Source organism: Bacillus sp. NMCN1 (assembly GCF_002998085.1).
Classification (GTDB): domain Bacteria; phylum Bacillota; class Bacilli; order Bacillales; family Bacillaceae; genus Bacillus.
In genome coordinates, this window is record NZ_PVQL01000001.1 from 1,665,377 (window position 1) to 1,685,076 (window position 19,700).

Annotated in this window: 22 protein-coding genes, 1 pseudogene and 2 other annotated features; of the genes and pseudogenes, 3 read left to right on the forward strand and 20 right to left on the reverse strand. The window is 42.2% G+C overall.

Annotated features, from left to right (window positions below):
- Positions 1–115: 115 nt before the first annotated feature.
- A complete protein-coding gene (locus tag C6W21_RS08805; protein WP_106050024.1) occupies positions 116–859 on the reverse strand; it encodes a TrmH family RNA methyltransferase in 744 nt (247 codons plus the stop codon).
- Between the two features lie 113 nt (positions 860–972).
- Here C6W21_RS08805 and sspI point away from each other — a divergent pair, with 113 nt between their 5' ends.
- Positions 973–1,194, forward strand: a complete 222-nt coding sequence (sspI, locus tag C6W21_RS08810; RefSeq protein ID WP_024425725.1) for a small acid-soluble spore protein SspI — start codon at positions 973–975, stop codon at positions 1,192–1,194.
- 41 nt (positions 1,195–1,235) lie between these two features.
- On the opposite strand, the gene cstA is transcribed toward sspI, so the two are convergent.
- Both cstA and C6W21_RS08820 read right to left on the reverse strand, forming a co-directional pair.
- Positions 1,236–3,032, reverse strand: a complete 1,797-nt coding sequence (cstA, locus tag C6W21_RS08815) for a carbon starvation protein CstA (protein WP_106050025.1) — start codon at positions 3,030–3,032, stop codon at positions 1,236–1,238.
- A gap of 365 nt (positions 3,033–3,397) precedes the next feature.
- Positions 3,398–4,486, reverse strand: a complete 1,089-nt coding sequence (locus C6W21_RS08820; protein WP_106050026.1) for a M42 family metallopeptidase — start codon at positions 4,484–4,486, stop codon at positions 3,398–3,400.
- A gap of 179 nt (positions 4,487–4,665) precedes the next feature.
- On the opposite strand from C6W21_RS08820, the gene C6W21_RS08825 reads away from it, so the two are divergent.
- Positions 4,666–5,070: a hypothetical protein gene (locus tag C6W21_RS08825; RefSeq protein ID WP_003216690.1), complete on the forward strand. Its 405-nt coding sequence runs from the start codon at positions 4,666–4,668 to the stop codon at positions 5,068–5,070.
- A 17-nt stretch (positions 5,071–5,087) separates the two neighbouring features.
- On the opposite strand, the gene C6W21_RS08830 is transcribed toward C6W21_RS08825, so the two are convergent.
- The 8 genes from C6W21_RS08830 to C6W21_RS08865 all read right to left on the reverse strand — a co-directional run bounded on the left by C6W21_RS08830 (position 5,088) and on the right by C6W21_RS08865 (position 10,661).
- Entirely contained in the window at positions 5,088–5,354 is a 267-nt protein-coding gene (locus C6W21_RS08830; RefSeq protein WP_106050027.1) for a DUF1294 domain-containing protein, read from the reverse strand.
- Positions 5,355–5,417: 63 nt separating this feature from the next.
- Positions 5,418–5,777, reverse strand: coding sequence for a 50S ribosomal protein L20 (gene rplT / locus C6W21_RS08835; protein WP_003216409.1), 360 nt, complete (start codon positions 5,775–5,777; stop codon positions 5,418–5,420).
- A 31-nt stretch (positions 5,778–5,808) separates the two neighbouring features.
- The gene (gene rpmI / locus C6W21_RS08840) at positions 5,809–6,009 is read right to left on the reverse strand and encodes a 50S ribosomal protein L35 (RefSeq protein ID WP_003216324.1); all 201 of its coding nucleotides are present in this window, start codon (positions 6,007–6,009) and stop codon (positions 5,809–5,811) included.
- Positions 6,010–6,033: 24 nt separating this feature from the next.
- On the reverse strand, positions 6,034–6,549 hold the full coding sequence (gene infC / locus C6W21_RS08845; protein WP_044139937.1) for a translation initiation factor IF-3: 516 nt from the start codon (positions 6,547–6,549) through the stop codon (positions 6,034–6,036).
- A gap of 70 nt (positions 6,550–6,619) precedes the next feature.
- Positions 6,620–6,751, reverse strand: a sequence feature (ribosomal protein L20 leader region).
- A 128-nt stretch (positions 6,752–6,879) separates the two neighbouring features.
- Complete coding sequence (gene lrgB, locus C6W21_RS08850) at positions 6,880–7,575, reverse strand: antiholin-like protein LrgB (protein WP_170938410.1); 696 nt, start codon at positions 7,573–7,575, stop codon at positions 6,880–6,882.
- A gap of 13 nt (positions 7,576–7,588) precedes the next feature.
- Positions 7,589–8,032, reverse strand: a complete 444-nt coding sequence (gene lrgA / locus C6W21_RS08855; protein WP_106050029.1) for an antiholin-like murein hydrolase modulator LrgA — start codon at positions 8,030–8,032, stop codon at positions 7,589–7,591.
- Between the two features lie 137 nt (positions 8,033–8,169).
- On the reverse strand, positions 8,170–8,907 hold the full coding sequence (locus tag C6W21_RS08860) for a LytR/AlgR family response regulator transcription factor (protein WP_106050030.1): 738 nt from the start codon (positions 8,905–8,907) through the stop codon (positions 8,170–8,172).
- Positions 8,904–10,661, reverse strand: coding sequence for a sensor histidine kinase (locus tag C6W21_RS08865; protein WP_106050031.1), 1,758 nt, complete (start codon positions 10,659–10,661; stop codon positions 8,904–8,906). Before C6W21_RS08865 ends, C6W21_RS08860 begins: the two co-directional genes overlap by 4 nt.
- 175 nt (positions 10,662–10,836) lie before the next feature.
- Here C6W21_RS08865 and C6W21_RS08870 point away from each other — a divergent pair, with 175 nt between their 5' ends.
- Entirely contained in the window at positions 10,837–11,616 is a 780-nt protein-coding gene (locus C6W21_RS08870; protein ID WP_106050032.1) for an HAD family hydrolase, read from the forward strand.
- 51 nt (positions 11,617–11,667) lie between these two features.
- On the opposite strand, the pseudogene C6W21_RS19385 reads toward C6W21_RS08870, so the two are convergent.
- The 9 genes and pseudogenes from C6W21_RS19385 to speD all read right to left on the reverse strand — a co-directional run.
- Positions 11,668–11,813 (reverse strand): annotated as a pseudogene (locus C6W21_RS19385) (methyl-accepting chemotaxis protein); the annotation flags it as partial.
- Between the two features lie 122 nt (positions 11,814–11,935).
- Positions 11,936–13,876 carry a threonine--tRNA ligase gene (gene thrS, locus C6W21_RS08880; RefSeq protein WP_106050033.1) on the reverse strand — a complete coding sequence of 647 codons (1,941 nt, stop codon included), beginning with the start codon at positions 13,874–13,876 and terminating at the stop codon, positions 11,936–11,938.
- A 45-nt stretch (positions 13,877–13,921) separates the two neighbouring features.
- Positions 13,922–14,169 (reverse strand) — a binding site (T-box leader).
- Between the two features lie 43 nt (positions 14,170–14,212).
- A complete protein-coding gene (ytxC, locus tag C6W21_RS08890; RefSeq protein ID WP_106050034.1) occupies positions 14,213–15,082 on the reverse strand; it encodes a putative sporulation protein YtxC in 870 nt (289 codons plus the stop codon).
- 60 nt (positions 15,083–15,142) lie between these two features.
- Entirely contained in the window at positions 15,143–15,781 is a 639-nt protein-coding gene (locus tag C6W21_RS08895; RefSeq protein WP_106050035.1) for a TVP38/TMEM64 family protein, read from the reverse strand.
- Positions 15,782–15,814: 33 nt separating this feature from the next.
- On the reverse strand, positions 15,815–16,744 hold the full coding sequence (gene dnaI / locus C6W21_RS08900) for a primosomal protein DnaI (RefSeq protein ID WP_106050036.1): 930 nt from the start codon (positions 16,742–16,744) through the stop codon (positions 15,815–15,817).
- Between the two features lie 17 nt (positions 16,745–16,761).
- Complete coding sequence (gene dnaB / locus C6W21_RS08905) at positions 16,762–18,183, reverse strand: replicative helicase loading/DNA remodeling protein DnaB (RefSeq protein ID WP_106050037.1); 1,422 nt, start codon at positions 18,181–18,183, stop codon at positions 16,762–16,764.
- Positions 18,184–18,284: 101 nt separating this feature from the next.
- Positions 18,285–18,743, reverse strand: coding sequence for a transcriptional regulator NrdR (gene nrdR, locus C6W21_RS08910; RefSeq protein ID WP_003216720.1), 459 nt, complete (start codon positions 18,741–18,743; stop codon positions 18,285–18,287).
- A 4-nt stretch (positions 18,744–18,747) separates the two neighbouring features.
- Entirely contained in the window at positions 18,748–19,134 is a 387-nt protein-coding gene (locus C6W21_RS08915) for a cytosolic protein (RefSeq protein WP_106050038.1), read from the reverse strand.
- A 185-nt stretch (positions 19,135–19,319) separates the two neighbouring features.
- Entirely contained in the window at positions 19,320–19,700 is a 381-nt protein-coding gene (speD, locus tag C6W21_RS08920) for an adenosylmethionine decarboxylase (protein ID WP_003216492.1), read from the reverse strand.

Here is a 19,700-nt window from a genome sequence, read left to right on the forward strand (position 1 = left end):
ACTTTCAGTCTACGATGCATTCTCCCTATAAGGCCGCTCCTTGAAACAATCTTCCTCTATCATGGTTTTTAAAATATTAGTTTTATTATAGTGAATATAAGCGCATGTTGCAACACTATCCACGCAAATGATAGACGAGAACAGCTGCTGCAACAGCCACATTTAATGATTCTGCCTGACCATACATCGGCACATATAAATTCTGGTCTGTCATTTGCAGAATCTCTTGATCAATCCCTGCGCCTTCATTGCCAACAATTAATGCAAAAGGACCTTCTGCCGTTACACTTCTATACGCTTTCGCATTTTTCAAGGCGCTTCCATATACAGGTATGCCTTGCTCCTTACATGCTGGTATTGACTGTTGAAGGCTTTGCTTTAAAATTGGCAGGTGGAAATGCGATCCTTGTGCTGAACGGAGCGTTTTTCCGTTAAACGCATCGACTGTTCCATCACCTAAGATCACAGCATCAAGACCAGCGGCATCTGCTGTCCGAATGAGTGTGCCTAAATTTCCTGGGTCCTGCACTGCATCTAACAGAAGAAGTCGTTCATACTTCTTTTCTTCAAATACAGGAACTGTACAAACTGCCGCAATGTGCTGAGGCGTTTCCGTTTCGGTCATGGCAGAAAAGGCTTCTTCGCTCAATTCATAAAGCTCAATATCAGGATTGATATGAGAAGGAAGCATGTCAGGCGATGTGACCATTAATTCCTTCACACTCCCGCTCTTTAATGCTTCTTCGACTAAGTGTATTCCCTCAACGAGAAACAGCCCTGTTTTCGTTCGTTCTTTTTTCGTATGGAGCTTTTTCCACTGTTTAATGTTTGTGTTTTTAGCTGATTCTATATATTTCAAGCGACTTTAACTCCTTTTAATATCATGAATTTATTATATCTCATGCACACTACATAATAAACCTGTCTTTGAGACAGAATAGGGCTATTACCATCAAAAAAGGAGTGTGGGCAATGGATTTTAATTTAAGAGGCGCAGTCATTCAAAACATCACTGGCCATAATCAAGAGCAGCTTGAACATACGATTTTAGATGCCATTCAAAGCGGCGAGGAAAAAATGCTCCCAGGACTTGGCGTGTTGTTCGAGGTGCTATGGCAAGAAGCATCAGAAAACGAGAAGAACGAGATCCTCGAGACACTAGAGCAAGGCTTAAAGCCTCAGCAGCAGCAATAAAAGAAGCCGGTTTGCTTATCATAGCAAACCGGCTTTTTCATTTAGCCAGTGATCGGTGTTTCCATCCGAAGCGCTGGATCACGCCAAATTTCGACCCATTTTTTAATCGCAAACACAATGATCACAAACCCTAAGATCAGCATGATAATTGACAGCACCGCATTCAGCACGCTGTAACCTGATGCCTCAGGATTGAGGTATACATTTGCTACCATCCAATAGCCCGCATAATTCACTGTCACATATAAGTAGGCAAGCGGAATTAAACAAGTCAGCATATATCGCCTTTTATCTGCAATTTTTAATACAACGGTTGCCCCGATGATTAATCCGACTGATGCCATTAACTGGTTCGATACCCCAAACAGCGCCCAAATGGAACCGATGTCTCCAGAGTAAAGCAAGTATCCCCACATAAAACACGCAAGCGCACTTGCAAATACCGACCCAGGTACCCAGTCATTTCGTTTAAGCGGTTTATATGCTTCGCCAAAGAAGTCTTGAATCAAATAACGCGCCACACGCGTTCCAGCATCAATAGCGGTTAAAATAAAGACAGCTTCAAACATAATGACGAATTGGAAAAAATAAGACGCCAAATGACTAAAGAACGGAATTCCCGTAAAGATATACGCCATCCCTACAGCTAATGTCACAGCTCCACCCGTTCTTCCTTCTAAATCAAGGCCAATTTCCTTACTCAGCTGCGGAAGGTTCTCAACACTCATCCCGAGCGTTCGGAACACTTCTGGCGTACTGTTAATCGCAAAATAATCTCCTGGATGAAGAGCCGTAGCGGCAATTAACGCCATAATGCCAACTAGGCATTCCACCAGCATTGCGCCAAACGCGACAGGCTTCATATCGCTCCAGCGGTCAAGCATCTTAGGCGTTGTCCCTGACCCAACAAATGCGTGGAAACCAGATATGGCACCGCAAGCAATGGTAATCGAAATAAAAGGCCAGACAGGACCAGCTAAAACAGGACCTCCTCCATTCACAAACTCCGTAAAGGCCGGGAATTGAATCGTTGGATTGACGACAAAGATTCCAGCAATCAGTGCGATAAAAACACCTATTTTCATAAAGCTACTTAAATAGTCCCTCGGTGCGAGCAGCAGCCAAACCGGCAATGCCGCAGCAAAAAAAGCATAAATCGGCAGGGCAAGAGCAAGCGTTTTTGTATCAAGTGTTAAAACATCACCAAGTACCGTTCCTTGAATATTCGGCCCGAGGAATACCCCAACCATCAGCAAAATAAATCCCGCAGTTGTGGCCAGTTTTAAATTGCCTGTCCTTTTATAATAAAGACCAACCCCCATCGCAATTGGAATCGTGATTCCGACTGCAAATGTTCCCCAAGGGTTTCGTTCTAGCGCATGAAGCACAACCATAGACAAACCTGCCATTGTGATCGTAATGATAAACAACATCGCAAGCCCTGTACAAAATCCTGCTACAGGTCCTAGCTCTTCCTTCGCTACCTCTGATAATGATTTCCCCTTTTTTCGCATCGACGCAAATAAGACGACAAGATCATGTACAGCTCCGCCAATCACTGCGCCAATTAAAAGCCAAAGGAGACCCGGTAAATACCCGAATTGTGCGGCTAAAATCGGACCCACTAACGGACCGGCAGCTGCAATCGCAGCAAAGTGATGCCCAAATGTGACCCATTTATTTGTTGGTACATAATCTTTCCCGTCCTCTAATGTGTGAGCCGGTGTAGGATGATCGTCTGTCACCTTTAAAACCTTGACCATCATAAATGTGCCATAAAGACGATAGGCAATCGCTAAAATACACATAGATCCTATGACAATTGTAACCGCATTCATTTAACCATCCCCTTCAAACAAACAATTTGTTACAAATATAGCATAAATTGATTGATTTTTCTTTCTTTTAAAACCAAGTTGACAAATAAGAATAATGTGTTTATTCTTATGGTAGCTTCACCTACTTCCATAAACTCTCTTTTGACAGGGCGTTCTTTAGGCTCTGTCCTTTTTATTGCTTTCATCTTACAAAAATAAAAGCCAGATCACATGTGCCTTATTCACTAGAACTTATTCGCTAGAATATTTTTCTTCTTCTGTCAAAAACAGTTCTTTTGACGTAATCTAAAAACCAACGTTCATTTCCTGGGAAATTCAATGGAATAAAAAAGCCTTTCCCCTGTACTGAGGAAAGGCTTTCTTACTTAAGAACCGTACGTAATCTGTTCGACGGTTTTTTGATCAAGTCTTTTGATCACTTCTGTTAAAAGCTTCACTGCATTTTCATAATCATCTCGGTGAATCATCGCTGCATGGGTATGAATATATCTGCTTGGTATCCCGATCGATAATGATGGCACACCATGACCTGTTAAATGGATACCGCCAGCATCTGTCCCACCGCCAGGCATTGAGTCATATTGATAAGGTATGTTCAATTCATCCGCTGTTTGGACAACAAAATCGCGAAGCCCTTTATGAGATACCATCGAAGCATCAAATACAACAATCGTTGGTCCTTTGCCAAGTTTGCTTGTTGCTTCTTTTTCAGTGATGCCCGGCGTGTCTCCTGCTACACCAACATCAATGGCAAATCCAATATCAGGCTGAATCGTAGCCGCTGCTGTTTTGGCACCACGCAGGCCAACCTCCTCTTGAACAGTTGCAACACTGTAAGCAATATTCTCATGCTGAGCATTGTGTAAGTTTTTCATGACATCAATCGCTACTGCACAGCCGATACGGTTGTCCCATGCTTTTGCAAGGAGCATTTTTTCATCATTCATCACTGTAAACTCAAAATAAGGAACGATTTGATCTCCAGGCAGAACGCCCCACTCCATCGCCTGTTCTTTGCTTGACGCCCCAATATCAATAAACATATCTGTAATCTCAATTGACTTTTTGCGAGCTTCAGGTGACAAGACGTGCGGTGGCTTTGATCCAATCACACCTGTGATGTCTCCCTTTTTCGTTACAATGGTGACACGCTGCGCGAGCATGACCTGTGACCACCATCCGCCGACTGTTTGGAAGCGAATGTAGCCTTTGTCATCAATTTTTGTCACCATGAATCCTACTTCATCTAAGTGACCAGCGAGCATAATTTTAGGTCCGTTTGCGTTTCCTTCCTTCTTAGCGATGAAGCTGCCAAGGCGGTCACTAGAGACTTCATCTGCATATGATTCTATGTATGTCTGCATGACTTTTTTGACATCACGTTCATTTCCTGGAATCCCTTTTGCATCCGTTAGGTCTTTCAGCATAGTTAATGTTTGATCTAGCTTTGTCATTCCATATATCCTCCTTTATCTTCATGGTGCATTCTTATTATACAAAACCTCTTTCGTTCAATACGATCTTTTTATGAATATTTTTTCGTTTAACGAAATATTTTTTTAAAAAAAGTTGAAACCTTTTGGCCTTTTCATTCGTAGTACATCAGATAACGGTATTGGAGGTGCATCCTGTCATGTTTGTAATCCTCATTAGACTAGCTCTTGTTGCACTGCTTGTCTACATCTTCTACATGGCGGTAAAATTCTTCTCAAATCCGAGAAGAAAGCTGAAACAAGCACAATTAAAAGAAGGCTTTTATTTTATGGACGAACAGCAAAATGCACGCAAAAATTTTAATTTCGTTTATAAAGGTGTCTTGTTTGAAGGGGAGAAGCATGTTCCTTCTAAGGATCATCCTCTGTTTGTCCACTCCATTTACGTTTGGACGGAGTCACCTGAAAAGCTAAGTGAATTTACATTAGAAGACTTTGAAAAATTGGAGGAAAACATTATCGAACGTTATCCTCAAACAAAAATTGATTGGGATCAGCCCATTAAAAAAATCAAACAAAAAAAAGGAGCGGACACGCCGTCTTGATGGCGTCTGCTCCTTTTTCACATGAACTCGATATATCCTAATATGATCAACTGCACCATGATTAACACTGGCATGCCAATTTGAAAACTAGGATGCTTTGTTTTATGGCGGAAATACTGCATCCCTAGATACGATCCAGCAGCCCCAAAAAGCACTGCAAGACTCCATAAGTGCGCCTCTGAAATTCTCCATTTATGCGCTTTTGCCCGGCGCTTGTCCTCTCCCATGAGAAAAAAACCATAGCCATTTACCAAGATCAGCAGCAGAATCAACGCGATATTCATTCATTTCACCTCACATGATGAGCAAAAAAGATCACCCCTCGACGGAATGATCTTTTATATGACTTACTTGTCTAGTTGTGCTTTTGCAGCATCAGCAAGCTGATTGAATGCACTTAGGTCATTCACAGCAAGGTCAGCAAGCATTTTGCGGTTTACTTCGATACCAGAAAGCTTTAGGCCATGCATTAAACGGCTGTAAGAAAGACCGTTCATACGAGCTGCAGCATTGATACGAGTGATCCATAGTTTACGGAAGTCACGTTTTTTCTGACGACGGTCACGGAAAGCGTAGTTTCCAGATTTCATCACCTGTTGGTTTGCTACTTTGTATAATCTATGTTTTGAACCGAAATAACCTTTTGCTAATTTAAGAACCTTTTTACGACGCTGACGCGACACAGTTCCGCCTTTTACTCTTGGCATTGTAATTCCCTCCTATGATTCCTATTCCAAATTACTTGATGTTTGCAAGTTGTTGTTTGATACGTTTGAAATCTCCAGCACTTACGATTGCGCTCTTACGCAATTTACGTTTTTGCTTTGTAGATTTGTTAGCGAACAAGTGACTTGTGTACGCATGAGAACGTTTAAGTTTACCAGAACCTGTTTTTTTGAAACGTTTAGCAGATCCGCGGTGAGTTTTCATTTTTGGCATTGGATATTTCCTCCCTCTGTTACTTTACTTTTCGACTTTTGGTGCAAGCATGAGGAACATGCTGCGTCCGTCCATCTTAGGTTTTGTTTCTACTGTTGCTACTTCAGCGCAAGCTTCAGAGAAACGGTCTAACACGCGCTGTCCGATTTCTTTATGCGTAATCGCACGGCCTTTAAAACGGATAGAAGCTTTCACTTTATCTCCCTTTTCAAGGAATTTGATTGCATTACGGAGCTTCGTGTTAAAATCATGTTCATCGATTGTCGGGCTCAACCGAACTTCTTTTAAGCTAATGATTTTTTGATTCTTACGTGCCTCTTTATCCTTCTTCTGCTGTTCGAATCGGAACTTACCGTAGTCCATGATTCGGCAAACAGGTGGTTTTGCATTTGCAGCAACTAACACAAGGTCAAGATTGGCTTTAGCAGCTATCTCCAGAGCTTCCTGGCGAGTTTTAATCCCCAGCTGATCGCCATTTTGTCCGATCAAACGAACTTCACGCGCACGAATACCTTCATTAACTAATTGATCTTTGCTAATAGTGAGCCACCTCCATGAGATTTTGAATTGAGTTCACAATTCATTTTGACCATTTCGTTGTATGTTTACAGGCAAACAAAAAGTGTGGGCATATAAAACACCCACACTGCGAACATTTGCATGAAAAAATAAATGTACGGTCAACCTGTCAACTACAAACACGTGTCAATCAGGTGAGAAGCGGGTGCTTCTGCTTGTGATATCTATTCAATTCGTTAACTATTCTACACAATTTTCATTTGTCCGTCAAGTAACCGAACTCTTGAAACAACTTTTTCATTTTAGCACGATAAAACGAATTGGGCAAGGCTTTTTCAAACAATGACGCCATCAAAGAATGAATTGCATAAAGATTGGAATGACAATGACGGTCACAACTCCTACGACCACCACGGCGATACTTGCCATGGCCGCTTCCACTTCTCCCATCTCAATCCCAACAGAGACGCCAAGCGCATGTCCTGATGTACCTAGTGCAAGCCCTTTTGCCACTGGATTTTTAATTCGAAACCATTTTAAGAAGAAAGCACCTAGTGCATACACAATGACTGCATTAAATATGACCGCAAAGGCTGTGATATCTGCGATTCCGCCAATATCCTTTGCAATCGGAAGCGCAATCGCTGTCGTCGCTGCTTGCGGAAGCATACTTTTCATCACAGCCATATCAAGATGAATCCCTTTTGCTACGACATACACGATCGTAATGGAACAAAGTGACCCTACAAAAATAGCGGATAAAATTTGCCACCAATATTTTTTAAGCAATGCGCGCTGTTTATAAAGCGGAATGGCGAAAGCAATGGTCGCAGGCTCTAAGAAGAACTTGATAATCTTGCCGCCCTCATTATAATCTGCATAGGAAAAACCGCCAATTTTTAAAAATAAAATACCTAACACCATCGCCACAAAAAGTGGTGTGAATAAGAAGAAGCCTTTTGATTTTTTAAATAAGAATGTACCGATTCCAAAGGCAACTAATGAGACGACTATACCAAAATAAGGACTCATCGTACTTGTACCCATCCTGATCTCTCCTTTAATGCGTACTTGAAGCTGGTTTATTAGAATGAGAAGGAGTCGACTTGCTCTCCTTTGTCTCTTTGCGTTTCTGTGGTTTTTCTGATAATTGCATGAGAAGCTGCGTGAACAGCCCTGTCGTTGCTAGTAACATAATAGTTGCAATGATAATGACACCGACGACTTGCACACCTACTTCTTGCATGACACCTAGTGATTGAATAACCGAGATACCAGAGGGAACAAATAGAAAGCTAATAAGCCCTGTCAATGATGTACCTAATTGCTCCACCTGCTCTAGTTTGACAATTTTCGTTGTCAGCAAAACAAATAATAGAACCAAGCCAATCACAGATGCAGGCATCGGAATTGGTAAATACATTGAAATGAGATTAGAAACGAACATTACGGTTGCAAAGATAAATGCTTGAGATAGAAATCCATATACTTTAGTGGCACTCATGCCCCTTCACCTCTTTCTTCGACTGCCCTCAGTATACGGCATGAAATAAATGAATGAAGCGTTTACAATCAAACTCGCCGGATTCAATGAATGAAATGCAGAAAACGAGTATTGAAATACAAACAAAAAATGCCGCCCTACTCTAGCAGGAGCGACTTCTTTAGTTCTTTGGCGTAAGTGCGGCTGACAGGAATGATCGACCCGTCTGTCATATGCAGATTATACGTCGAATTAAACCATGGCTGTACTTCTTTCATATGAGAGGTGTTGACGATATAGCTTCGATGAACCCTCATAAAGTAAGCCTCAGGCAGTTTCTTTTCAATGACCACAAGCGGTTCTGTGACCTCATACATGTGATCCTTTGTTTTCACGACCTTTTTCCCCTCACTGAGCCCTATATACATGATCTCTTCAACTTGCAGGATGACAATTGTGTCATCGACTGAGATGGCTAATTTTTGCTGATGTGGTATTTTCTCATCTGACAGCTGGTGCTCTTGCGTCTCAACAGATTTCCACTTTTTAAACTTTTGGATCGTTTGCAAAAGCCGCTCTTCATCAAATGGTTTTGTTAAGTAATCAAGCGCACTTACCTCAAATGCCTTCAGCGCATACTGATCAAAGGCTGTCGCAAATACAATCGCTGGCGGATCAGACATTCGGTTGAGCCTTTTGGCAATATCAAATCCATTCTCACCTGATAAATCAATGTCTAAAAAGAGCAGGTCCGGCTTATGATCCACCATTCGGTCAAAAGCAGATTCTATATTTTCTGCTTCCTCTATTTGAACATCCTCTTTCGTTCTGCGTAATAAGTATTTTAATTCGTCTCTTGCTAACACTTCATCATCTACGATTAATACGTTTATCAACGAAAATCATCCTTTTTTACATAGTCCATTGGAATGCGAAATGAGATGTCAGTGCCTTGGCCGCTATGAATAGATAAAGCGGCTTGTCTGCCAAAAATCCCTCTTAACCGCTGATCTAAATTATAAAGAGCCGTACCTGTTCCTTCTTTGGATTCAACAGGCGCTTTTAACAGCTGAGCCATCTTGTCATTCTCGATTCCTTGTCCATTATCAGTCACTTTCATATAGACATGCCCATCTTTCATCACAGCAGAAACGATGACTTCACAGCTCGTTTGATGTTTAGGAAAAGCGTGTCTCACTGCGTTTTCAACAAGCACCTGAAGCACAAAGGGCGGAATCATCACCTGCTCCAGCTCCTTTTCAATTTGAAAGGCCACGTGGTATTTATTTGGAAACCTCGCTTGTTCAAGTGACAAATATGCTTCTACATGCTGAATTTCTTTATGCAGTGGAATCAGCAGCTGGCGGGCGCCTTGCAAATTGGACCGAAAATAAATACTCAGCTGCAGCAGCAGCTTCCTTGCCATCTCTACATTCGTTCTGCATAAAACAGAGATGGTATTAATGGCGTTAAATAAAAAGTGCGGATTCACTTGTGCTTGAAGTGCTTTGATCTCTGCATCTTTCAGCAGACGGCTTTGGGTTTCTGCCTCTCCAAGCTCAAGCTGTGTGGAAAACAGCATCGCCAAGCCTTCTGCAAGCTCCTCTTCCACCCTGCTTAATCCGACCGGAGAATTGAAATACATTTTTAACGTTCCGATCGTTTGACCATTGGAGGTGAGAGGCAGTACAATCGCCGCTTGAAGCGGGCAATGAGTGACTGAACAATTGATTTCGTCTTTCGAATGCGCCTTCATAATTTTGCCGCTCATCAATACTTGTTTCGACAGCCCAGTAATCAGGCTTTTCGATGGAATATGATGATCCGTCCCATCTCCGACATGCGCTAAAATCTTTTCTGTATCTGTTAAGGAGACCGCATCTGTTTCTGTTAATCGATGAATGATCTCCGCCACACTTTTACAGGACTGTTCATTTAAGCCTTGCCGGAAAAAAGGCAGCGTTTGATCGGCAATCGAAAATACGCGGTGTGTCTGCATTGCCTTTGCCTGCTCTTCCTGCCGTATGACTGACTGTAAAATCGATAAAAAGATAAAGCTGCCAATTCCATTCACAAAAATCATCGGCAAGGCAATAATACTCACAAGCCCCCAAGCATCCGCAAATGGTCTTGCAAACAGAAGGATAATGATCATCTGCAAGGATTCCATCGCCACACCAAAAAGTGCGGCTTGGCGAGGTGTTACCATTCGATTCTTCCGCTTAAATCTGCTGCCGACATAGCCTGCAATCACACCGGCTAAAATGGAAGAAATTGCACAACTGAGTGCCGTACTCCCTCCTAATGAATAGCGATGAATTCCAGCTAAAAGCCCTGCACCAATGCCAACAAACGGTCCTCCTATCAATCCGCCCATTTCGATCCCCATGATTCTCGTATTGGCGATCGAGCTTGACGAGCTAAGATGATAGGAAAATTCATGATTCATCACGATCTGCTGCTGGATTTCGATTCCTGTGTAATTGCTGATCATACTAAAAGAAGCAAAAATAAAGACAAGGACTGCCTTTTTTCGAAACCCTTCATTATGAAGCAATAGATTGCGAAAGCCCTTTACATGGGCAAGCACAAACCCTAAAATAACGATGATCCCCACACGCTCGATCATCATAATAATTAAATGAAGCAAACCTGCCACCTCAATTGATGTATGTATGATTTATTGTCTTTCTATTCTATCATGTACGGTCAATGATCCAAGATCTCTCAAATCTTTTCTTTATTGCCCTCATCTTCTATTGTAAAATGAACATGAGCCGTCACTTGCATTTGAAGGTAACACATACATAACAAGGGAGAAGATCATGAAAGCCGTATTTTTCGATTTAGATGATACTTTGCTTTGGGATGAAAAAAGCATTCACACCACTTTTCAGGAAACATGCCGCGAAGCGGAAAAGAAATATGGACTGAATCCAGAAACATTTGAACAGATTGTACGTGAAGAAGCAAGAAAGCTGTACTCTTCCTATGAAACATATGATTATACTGTCATGATCGGAATTAATCCTTTCGAAGGACTGTGGTCCAATTTTAGTGAACCGATTAGCGAAGGCTTTCAAAAGCTGAATGCCCTTGCACCAGAGTATCGCAAAAACGCTTGGACAAATGGCTTAAAAGAAGCAGGAATTGACGATGAGGCATTTGGACAATATTTGGCTGATTTCTTTGCAGCAGAGCGGAGAAAACGTCCATATGTGTATGAAGAAACGTATCCTGTTTTAGACCGCCTGAAAGGCAGCTACGAATTGCTCCTTTTAACAAACGGAGATCCTAGTCTTCAAAAGGAAAAACTGGCAGGTGTTCCTGAGCTTGCACCTTATTTTAATGAAATTGTGATTTCAGGAGATTATGGGAAAGGCAAACCTGCCCCTGGCATCTTTGAGCACTGCCTTCAGCTGTTAAATCTAACAAAAGACGATGTGATCATGGTTGGAGACAATCCAAAAACAGATATTCTTGGGGCATCTCGAGCCGGCATTCAAACCGTCTGGATCAATCGCCATGGCAAAAAGAATGAAACAGATGTAACGCCGGATTATGAAATCAAAGACTTACATGAATTGTTTGATATATTAAAATAGAACAAAAGAGAAAACACCCTTCTCCTGACGAGATTGGGTGTTTTTGTGTTCTCAAACTACACAATGGCCGCTAGATTGCGCTTGCTTGTCTAAACTGCGGGCTGCTTCTCCTACATTCATAAATTCCTCGCTTGCCTGCTTTACAAGATCGCGATTTGTAAACACCGTTGTCTTGGCCTGCTCGTTCCGCTGCTGACCATACTTTCGTACTATCCAAACGTATCATTCAAGAAACTGGATCACCAGTGGAAAATTTTTTCCCAAAAGAAAAAGCCAGTGATCTCAAGAGAAAGACCACTGACTGCTTCGTTTGAAAGGATTATTTTTTCGCTTCTGCTACTGCATGTTTCACAAAGGCTTCAAGATCCATTGTTTCTGAATCTTGTTCGCCGTATTTTCTTACATTGACAGCGCCATTTTCTGCTTCTTGATCTCCTACGACTAGCATGTACGGGATCTTTTGCATTTGCGCTTCTCTAATTTTGTATCCAATCTTTTCATCACGGCTGTCAAGCTCTACACGAAGACCTTCAAGCTGTAAACGTTCTTGCACTTTTTTCGCATAGTCTAAATGGACAGACGGTGAAACCGGAATGACTTGGAATTGTACAGGTGCCAGCCATGTTGGAAGGGCTCCTTTGTATTCTTCAATTAAGAAGGCAACAAAGCGCTCCATTGTAGAGACAACACCTCTATGAATAACGACCGGACGATGATGCTTGCCATCTTCTCCGATATATGTGAGATCGAATCGCTCTGGAAGTAAGAAATCAAGCTGAACAGTAGACAATGTCTCTTCTTTTCCAAGAGCTGTCTTGACCTGTACATCAAGCTTCGGACCATAAAATGCCGCTTCGCCTTCTGCCTCATAATAGTCATGACCAAGCTCGTCCATTGCATCTTTCAGCATCGATTGCGCTTTATTCCACATCGCATCATCGTCGAAATACTTCTCAGTATCTTCTGGATCACGGTAAGATAAGCGGAATGTGTAGTCATTCAAACCAAAGTCTTGATACACTTCTTCAATTAGGCGAACTGTACGAATGAATTCTTCTTTGATTTGATCTGGACGAACAAAGATATGTGCATCGTTTAATGTCATGCCGCGAACACGCTGAAGGCCTGATAAAGCACCTGACATTTCATAGCGGTGCATTGTACCAAGCTCTGCAATACGAATTGGCAATTCGCGATAGCTATGCGGCTCGTTTTTGTAAATCATCATATGGTGCGGACAGTTCATCGGACGAAGAACAAGATCTTCGTTGTCCATTTCCATCACTGGGAACATGTCTTCTTGATAATGCGCCCAGTGCCCTGATGTTTTATACAATTCAACATTCGCAAGAACTGGTGTATACACATGCTCATAGCCAAGGCGTACTTCTTTATCAACAATGTAACGCTCAATGACGCGGCGGATCGTTGCGCCTTTAGGTAGCCAAAGCGGAAGACCTTGACCTACCTTTTGAGAGTTCGCAAACAGTTTCAGCTCTTTTCCTAGTTTACGGTGATCGCGTTCTTTTGCTTCTTCAAGCAGTCGTAAATGCTCATTTAAATCTTCTTTGCTGAAGAAAGCTGTTCCGTAAATACGCTGAAGCATTTGATTGTTGCTGTCACCTCTCCAGTATGCACCTGCAAGGCTTAACAGCTTAAACTCTTTGATTTTCCCTGTTGATGGCAAGTGAATTCCGCGGCAGAGGTCAAAGAATTCGCCCTGCTCATAAATCGTCACGGCTTCACCTTCTGGAATCGCCTCTAACAGCTCAAGCTTCAATTGATCACCAATCGCTTCAAAACGTTTTTTCGCTTCTTCTCTTGATACTTCTATTCGCTCGATTGGCAGATTGCTGTTAATGATTTTTTTCATTTCTTTTTCAATCTTTGGTAAGTCTTCAGGTGTGATGGCAACATCGATGTCCACATCGTAGTAGAAGCCATTTTCGATCACAGGACCTACGCCAAACTGAACATGATACTCTTTCCCATAAAGGCGTTTGATCGCCTGTGCTAGCAAATGTGCTGTGCTGTGGCGCATAATGTCGAGTGCTTCATCACTTTTATCTGTGATGATCTCGATTGTTCCACTTTCTAATAGCGGCGTACGCAGATCTATTTCTTTGCCGTTCAATTTACCGGCAAGCGCTTTTTTCTTTAGGCCTGGGCTAATTGATGCCGCGATGTCTTCTGTTGTAGCTGTTTTGTCAAACTCCTTGACTGCTCCGTCTGGAAATGTAAGTTGAATTTGTTCTGACATCTCTGGTCACTCCTTTTTTTGGCAATATAAAAACCCCGCCCCCTGGAAAGGGACGAGGTTGAATAAACGGAATCGTGGTTCCACCCTTTTTCCCGTATTTGCAGCTTTCTTTTTCATAAGCAAACACGGCTTGTGTTTCGATAACGGGAATTCCCGTCAGCCATTACTAAAACGTTCACAGCTGATGTTCAAAGGTGGTAAAGCAAATGGTCCTCTGCTAGGAAGCTTTCAGCCGCGGCTTCCCTCTCTTTAAGCGGGTGTTCATTTGTTCATGTCCTTATCAATACGGTCTCTGTATGAAGTTACACCGTATTATAAAACGTTTTTTCGTGAAAATCAAGAAAGCTTTTCACTTTTCTGTTCCAAATGGTCATGTACAAATTGAACATTCTGTTCTTGAAATGAATGAGCCGGGAATACCTCGACCCTTTCTTGAAAAATATTTTGAATGGTCTGCACCATCGAGTGACCCGTATCATTTGTAAATAGGTCAATCTTTTGCGGTGCAATGGATACGAGTGGTGCTATCAGCTGCGAATCAATATACATTGGATGCTCTCTTACAAACTGTCTGTCTATGTATTGTTTTTGATCACGCTCAGAAGCGTACCGAAATTCCCAAATCACCAGGCGGTCCTGATGCACAACATGTACTTTTTCGAGCTTCGGTTCTCTTGACATCACATAGTCTCGAAGCGATTGAATGAAGTTTTGATATTCTTGTTCCATTTTGTATTCTTCAATGGAGACTTCAACATAGTTCTTCAGCCTCCTGTCATACTCTGACAGCCTAAATGTCATAAATGAACCAATTGAAAAAATACCTTGCTGTAAAGAAATGGTCTCAAGCTCCTTTGTTAACAGGGCTTCTCTTGACGGTTCTTGATGAATGCCGGGAATATCATCTAAATCCCCATTCATGATGCTGTGGGCAATTGAAAGAATTTGGTGCTGCTCTTCAGGATCTTTAAATAAATACTTGTTTTCAAGAATGCTGCGCATGCGCTCATTTTCTTTGCATTCCAAAAAAAAGTGAACTAGTAATGGCCGCACAATGGGCTCAAGTCCTTCTTCTGATTCCTTCGCCTCTATGAGAAGCCGGTCTTTCCCTTGTTGAATTGACATGTGATGCCGACTGTCCAAGTGTTCAGCAAGATGTAAAAAAGCGGCGGTATCATATTCATCTTCAAAGATTATTTCAAGCATGTTTGTCCCCCCTAACGACATCTGTTACATATATATGGGGAGAACATAAAAAATAGACGCCTAAAATAAATCAGGCATCTTTCTTTTTAAAATGAGCGGGACTGAGATAAAGATCAGATAAATCAAACAAACGATCGCTAAGGCAGCATAATTGCCGCTGACAAAGCTTGAGCCAAGAACATTCAATGCAACTGTGCCCGGTATTAAGCCTAAAAAGGTAGCTGCCGTAAATGAACGATAATTCGCACGTGAAGCTGCTGCCGCATAGCTGACAAAGTCAAAATGGATCGGCGCAATACGCAAGAACAAAATATAAAGAAACCCATGCTCCTGAATGCGGGACGTCACCGCTTTCAGCTTCCGGCTGCTTGATTCTCTGCCTTTCTTTTTTGCACGAAAGGTTGAGGCAAGTAGGAAGGAGCATGTTGCCCCAGCAGTAGCACCAACGAGGGCATAAATGGTCCCAAGGACACTGCCAAATGCCAAACCCGCTGCCAGCGAAAAGACCGTAATAGGGATGAGAACAAACGGGCGAAAAAGAGATAAGAAAAGAAAAACAAAAGGAGCGAGCAGCCCAAATTGAAGCACCCAATTCTTCATATCTTTCGGCGCCAGCTGAAGATGCTGTTTGTTCAGCCACCACAGTAAAACAGCGAGACCAGCAATCACGAGAAAAAGCAGCCATTTTCTTTTGTTCATTTCATTTGCTCCTCCTTCAAGTGATAGACGCTTTTATAAATGACGGCGGTTTTCTCCTTCGAGCAAGACTGCCTCTGCTAAATAGAGAATCCGTTCCATTAAACGAGCGGCCTTGACCTCTTCTTTTTCCCCGCGCTGTGAGTACGTAAAATGATGCTTCAGTTCACTTGGTGAGAAATTAGAAGAGAAGAAAGTCGGCAGCTGCTCTGCCATACGGTATTGTAAGATCGTTCCGAGCAGTTCATCTCGAACCCAGCTTGTCATCGACTCTGCCCCAATATCATCAAGCATTAAAATAGGGGTGGATTTGACCATGTTCAGCTTTGCTTCCAGTGTATGATCGGCTAACGAATTTTTTAGCTCCCTCACAAATTCAGGCACGTACACAAGGAGAGATGGGTATTCCTTCTCCGCTAGCTGCTGCGCAATGGCTGCCAGAATATACGTTTTTCCTACTCCAAACTTTCCGTGTAAATATAAGCCCTTCCCTTTGCCCGTCTCATCATAGCTTTGCAGGAATTGCCCTACTTTTTGAATGACTTCCTGTCTTCCCACAACGTTCAGATCAGCGAACGTCGCTTGAAGAACATTTTGCGGAATGTACATGCTTTTCATGAGCTCTTGCTGTTTTTTCTGTCTATCAAGCCGCAGCTTCACCGGGCAAGGGGAATATTCAATATCAATACTTTGACCTTTGATCACAAGCTTCGGGTGATACCCGTCTAAAATCGCATTGACGTTCTCTTCATCTAAGCAATATGAACAGCCCTTTGACTGCTGCACATATTCAAAAAGCCGGTTCAAACTGCGATTGATCATGTCTTCGTGTATGTCTTCTTGATGCTCCTGTAAAAATGCTCTCACATCTTCATCAGATAACACACTTTCTTTAATCTGATTGTATCTCACACGAAAATCTACCCGCCCTTTTAGCTGTTCAAATGAACGACCGATCGGTTTCATCCTCATCTCACCTCACCTTAATGTGCATTGTACTTTTTCATATTTTTAAACTGATCTAACAGTTTTTCTTTTTCTCGTTCGAGGTCTTCTGTCGACAGACTGTCTGTTTTTTCTTTTGCCGGCTGTTCTTTCGTTTCGGTTTCTTTCATCCAGTCAGGCAGCTTCTCTTCACGGACAACTTTCCCTGATCCATATGTGTTGCGCTGCTTTTTCTGCTGCGCCCACTCTGTCATTTGCTTGTTCTCTTCTTTGGCAATTTTCATGGCTGCCGCTACGGTTTTAATTTTCTTTCTCACCCAATGAGCGGCGATTTTTTGCATATATGTTTTCGACAGCTTCATATCTGTTTTCAGTAATGTATAGTAGATCAAAACATTCATGACACCTGGCTCTAGCTGCTGCTCAAGCATAATATCTTCGACAATTCTTAAGTCGGCATATGTTGGCTCAATGCCGTCAGCCATATCTTTTAGCAGCTCCCTAGGCGAAATATGATCGAGCTTTTCAATCAATTTGGCATCTGGCGTATCTGCTAGCGCTTTTGAAGCATCTTGACGCAGGTGTCTCGGCTGTTTTTGATCAATGAGTTTTGGCTGCTCGCCTCTGTATTCGATTTGGTACCAGTCTCTTGCGGCTTTTCTCAGCTCTTCTGTTGAGATCATTTGATCCGAACCGCAGGCGCCTGCTACAATATTTTGCATTTGAAGCGGGGTGATGCCGTATACAACGGCTAACTTCTTAATGGTTTCTTTCACCTGCTTCGTCAAACCCTTTCTTGGAATCATCATATCAGACATGCCCGCTAACAATAGATCGAAATCAAAGGATTCGTCTGAAAGCGGAGCCGGCTGACTCGATCCAACGGTCACATATTCATAGCCCTGATCAAGTGATGACGCCTGATTGATTTCTTCTGTCATCCTGCGTTCACCTGGCTGCAATACGTGAAAGACTTCTTCAAACGACCGCGAGATGTTCTTTGCCTCTGCAGGAACACCTGGATAAGAAAAATAATCACGAAGCTGCATATATTTTGCTTTCTCTACACGATGGTACAGCAGGACATTCAGCATACCATCCTGGAAAAACTCATCTGGTCTTAGCGGCGGCACAAGCTCATATGTAAACAATCTGCCTTCTTCCGTTTCCTGTTCATATGTGCGAAGTAAACCAATCGCTTCAAGCTTTAAACGTTCCTCAAAAATATCATTTAAATTCGTTTGCAGCATGACCATGAGCTGCCGATGAGGTGCAGGTTTCCCCCACATACGATTTTGTTCCAGCTCTCCCCACAGCGTCATATATAAGCTGAAAGCGGACATGCCTATGAGCGGCTGATATAAAAGAGTGATGAGCTGTCTATCGATGTCACCGAGCAATGAAGCGCTTTTGACGACATACGGATCGACGGCTAGCACTTCCTTCCAATGCTCTGTCATATGCTGATCCCCCCATGAATTGCAATTGTTTCTATTGTACACCCTTTTTGCGTTTTACGCTTTACGCAGGAAAAAGAGCGTGAAGAATCTTCAGCTCTTTTTTAGCGTTCTTTCTTTAATAAATCTTTTAATTCATCAATAAAGACATTGATATCTTTAAACTGCCGGTAAACTGAGGCAAACCTGACGTAAGACACTTCATCAATTTTTGCCAGCTCGTCCATGACCATTTCACCTACAAGCTCACTTTTCACTTCTGACATGCCTTGATTACGCAGTTCTTTTTCAATGTTAAAGCAGACATCCTCCAGCTGCTTTAAAGCAACAGGACGCTTTTCACACGCTTTAATGAGTCCTCTCAGCATCTTTTCGCGGCTGAATTCTTCTCGAATCCCTTCTTTTTTCACCACAATCAGCGGTAATTCTTCTAATTTCTCAAACGTCGTAAAGCGATATTGGCAGCTTTCGCACTCTCTTCTACGACGGATGGATTTCCCTTCATCTACTGGTCTTGAATCAAGCACCCTTGTGCCAAGGTGCTGACATGTGGGACATTTCATTTCATCAGCTCCGATCTATTCTTGGAAGTTGTTTGTCTAGTTCTTCATAAAGGGACAAAATAGTTTTCTGACTATAGCCAAAATCTGTTGGCAGGACCGTTTCTGTTGTCACATTAAAATCGACAGCTGTTTCAAAAGGACGAATTGAAATGACAGTCGCTACGAGAAAGGCTTTTTTCGGCATCCTGATGTTTGCGCTGATTTCACCTCGTTCTGCTGAAACAGATGTCACTTGATAGGAATCGTTCCGGGAAAGCATGGCTTCCACCGCTTGAAAAACTTGTGCATTCGCCGATTTATAGTAATGGCTTTTCAGTTCTGACACTGGATGCTTGTCAGATGTTTCTGTATGGTTTGACATAAATCGTTTGAACTTTTGCCCTAAAGTCATATACGTATCCCCTTTGCCATAATGCCTCTTCTTTATTTTATAAAAAAAAACTTTGTTTTCCTAGAACAAAAGTATAGACAAGCTGGGGAATGTTGGATTTTGTATATCAAACAAATATAAAAAGGAGCATAACACAAAGGCATTTCAATGCTTTTGGCCAGCTCCCATTGCAATCTTTTTTATGTTTACAGTGCTTTGGCTTGTGCCTGTTTCACTTGTACAGGTCCCATGCCTCGAGGAATTTCAATGTTTTCTCTTGTTTCAGCACCTAATTCATCTCCGATATGATCTGCTGCGATATTCGGATCTAGGTCGCCGCAAGTATAAACATCTATGCTCGCATAACCATGTTCAGGAAAGCTGTGAATTGTCAGATGAGATTCAGAAATAATGACAACTCCACTTACTCCTTGAGGTGCAAATTTGTGAAAAGCAACCTCTCTTACTTCAGCTCCTGATTTCAAAGCTGCATTTACAAACGTTTTTTCAATAAAATCCATGTCGTTCAGTTTATCACAGTCGCATCCCCATAGCTCGGAGATAACGTGACGTCCGATTGTTTCCAT

Coding starts and splice junctions, on each gene's coding strand:
- C6W21_RS08895 (WP_106050035.1), bottom strand. CDS start 15,781: ATGAACAAAAGAAAATGGCTGCTTTTTCTCGTGATTGCTGGTCTCGCT.
- lrgB (WP_170938410.1), bottom strand. CDS start 7,575: ATGGGTACAAGTACGATGAGTCCTTATTTTGGTATAGTCGTCTCATTA.
- C6W21_RS08825 (WP_003216690.1), top strand. CDS start 4,666: ATGTTTGTAATCCTCATTAGACTAGCTCTTGTTGCACTGCTTGTCTAC.
- rplT (WP_003216409.1), bottom strand. CDS start 5,777: ATGCCAAGAGTAAAAGGCGGAACTGTGTCGCGTCAGCGTCGTAAAAAG.
- dnaI (WP_106050036.1), bottom strand. CDS start 16,744: ATGAAACCGATCGGTCGTTCATTTGAACAGCTAAAAGGGCGGGTAGAT.
- C6W21_RS08820 (WP_106050026.1), bottom strand. CDS start 4,486: ATGACAAAGCTAGATCAAACATTAACTATGCTGAAAGACCTAACGGAT.
- nrdR (WP_003216720.1), bottom strand. CDS start 18,743: ATGAAATGTCCCACATGTCAGCACCTTGGCACAAGGGTGCTTGATTCA.
- speD (WP_003216492.1), bottom strand. CDS start 19,700: ATGGAAACAATCGGACGTCACGTTATCTCCGAGCTATGGGGATGCGAC.
- lrgA (WP_106050029.1), bottom strand. CDS start 8,032: ATGAGTGCCACTAAAGTATATGGATTTCTATCTCAAGCATTTATCTTT.
- sspI (WP_024425725.1), top strand. CDS start 973: ATGGATTTTAATTTAAGAGGCGCAGTCATTCAAAACATCACTGGCCAT.
- C6W21_RS08830 (WP_106050027.1), bottom strand. CDS start 5,354: ATGAATATCGCGTTGATTCTGCTGCTGATCTTGGTAAATGGCTATGGT.
- cstA (WP_106050025.1), bottom strand. CDS start 3,032: ATGAATGCGGTTACAATTGTCATAGGATCTATGTGTATTTTAGCGATT.
- C6W21_RS08915 (WP_106050038.1), bottom strand. CDS start 19,134: ATGACTTTAGGGCAAAAGTTCAAACGATTTATGTCAAACCATACAGAA.
- dnaB (WP_106050037.1), bottom strand. CDS start 18,183: ATGACAGAGCATTGGAAGGAAGTGCTAGCCGTCGATCCGTATGTCGTC.
- rpmI (WP_003216324.1), bottom strand. CDS start 6,009: ATGCCAAAAATGAAAACTCACCGCGGATCTGCTAAACGTTTCAAAAAA.
- thrS (WP_106050033.1), bottom strand. CDS start 13,876: ATGTCAGAACAAATTCAACTTACATTTCCAGACGGAGCAGTCAAGGAG.
- ytxC (WP_106050034.1), bottom strand. CDS start 15,082: ATGCTTGAAATAATCTTTGAAGATGAATATGATACCGCCGCTTTTTTA.
- C6W21_RS08870 (WP_106050032.1), top strand. CDS start 10,837: ATGAAAGCCGTATTTTTCGATTTAGATGATACTTTGCTTTGGGATGAA.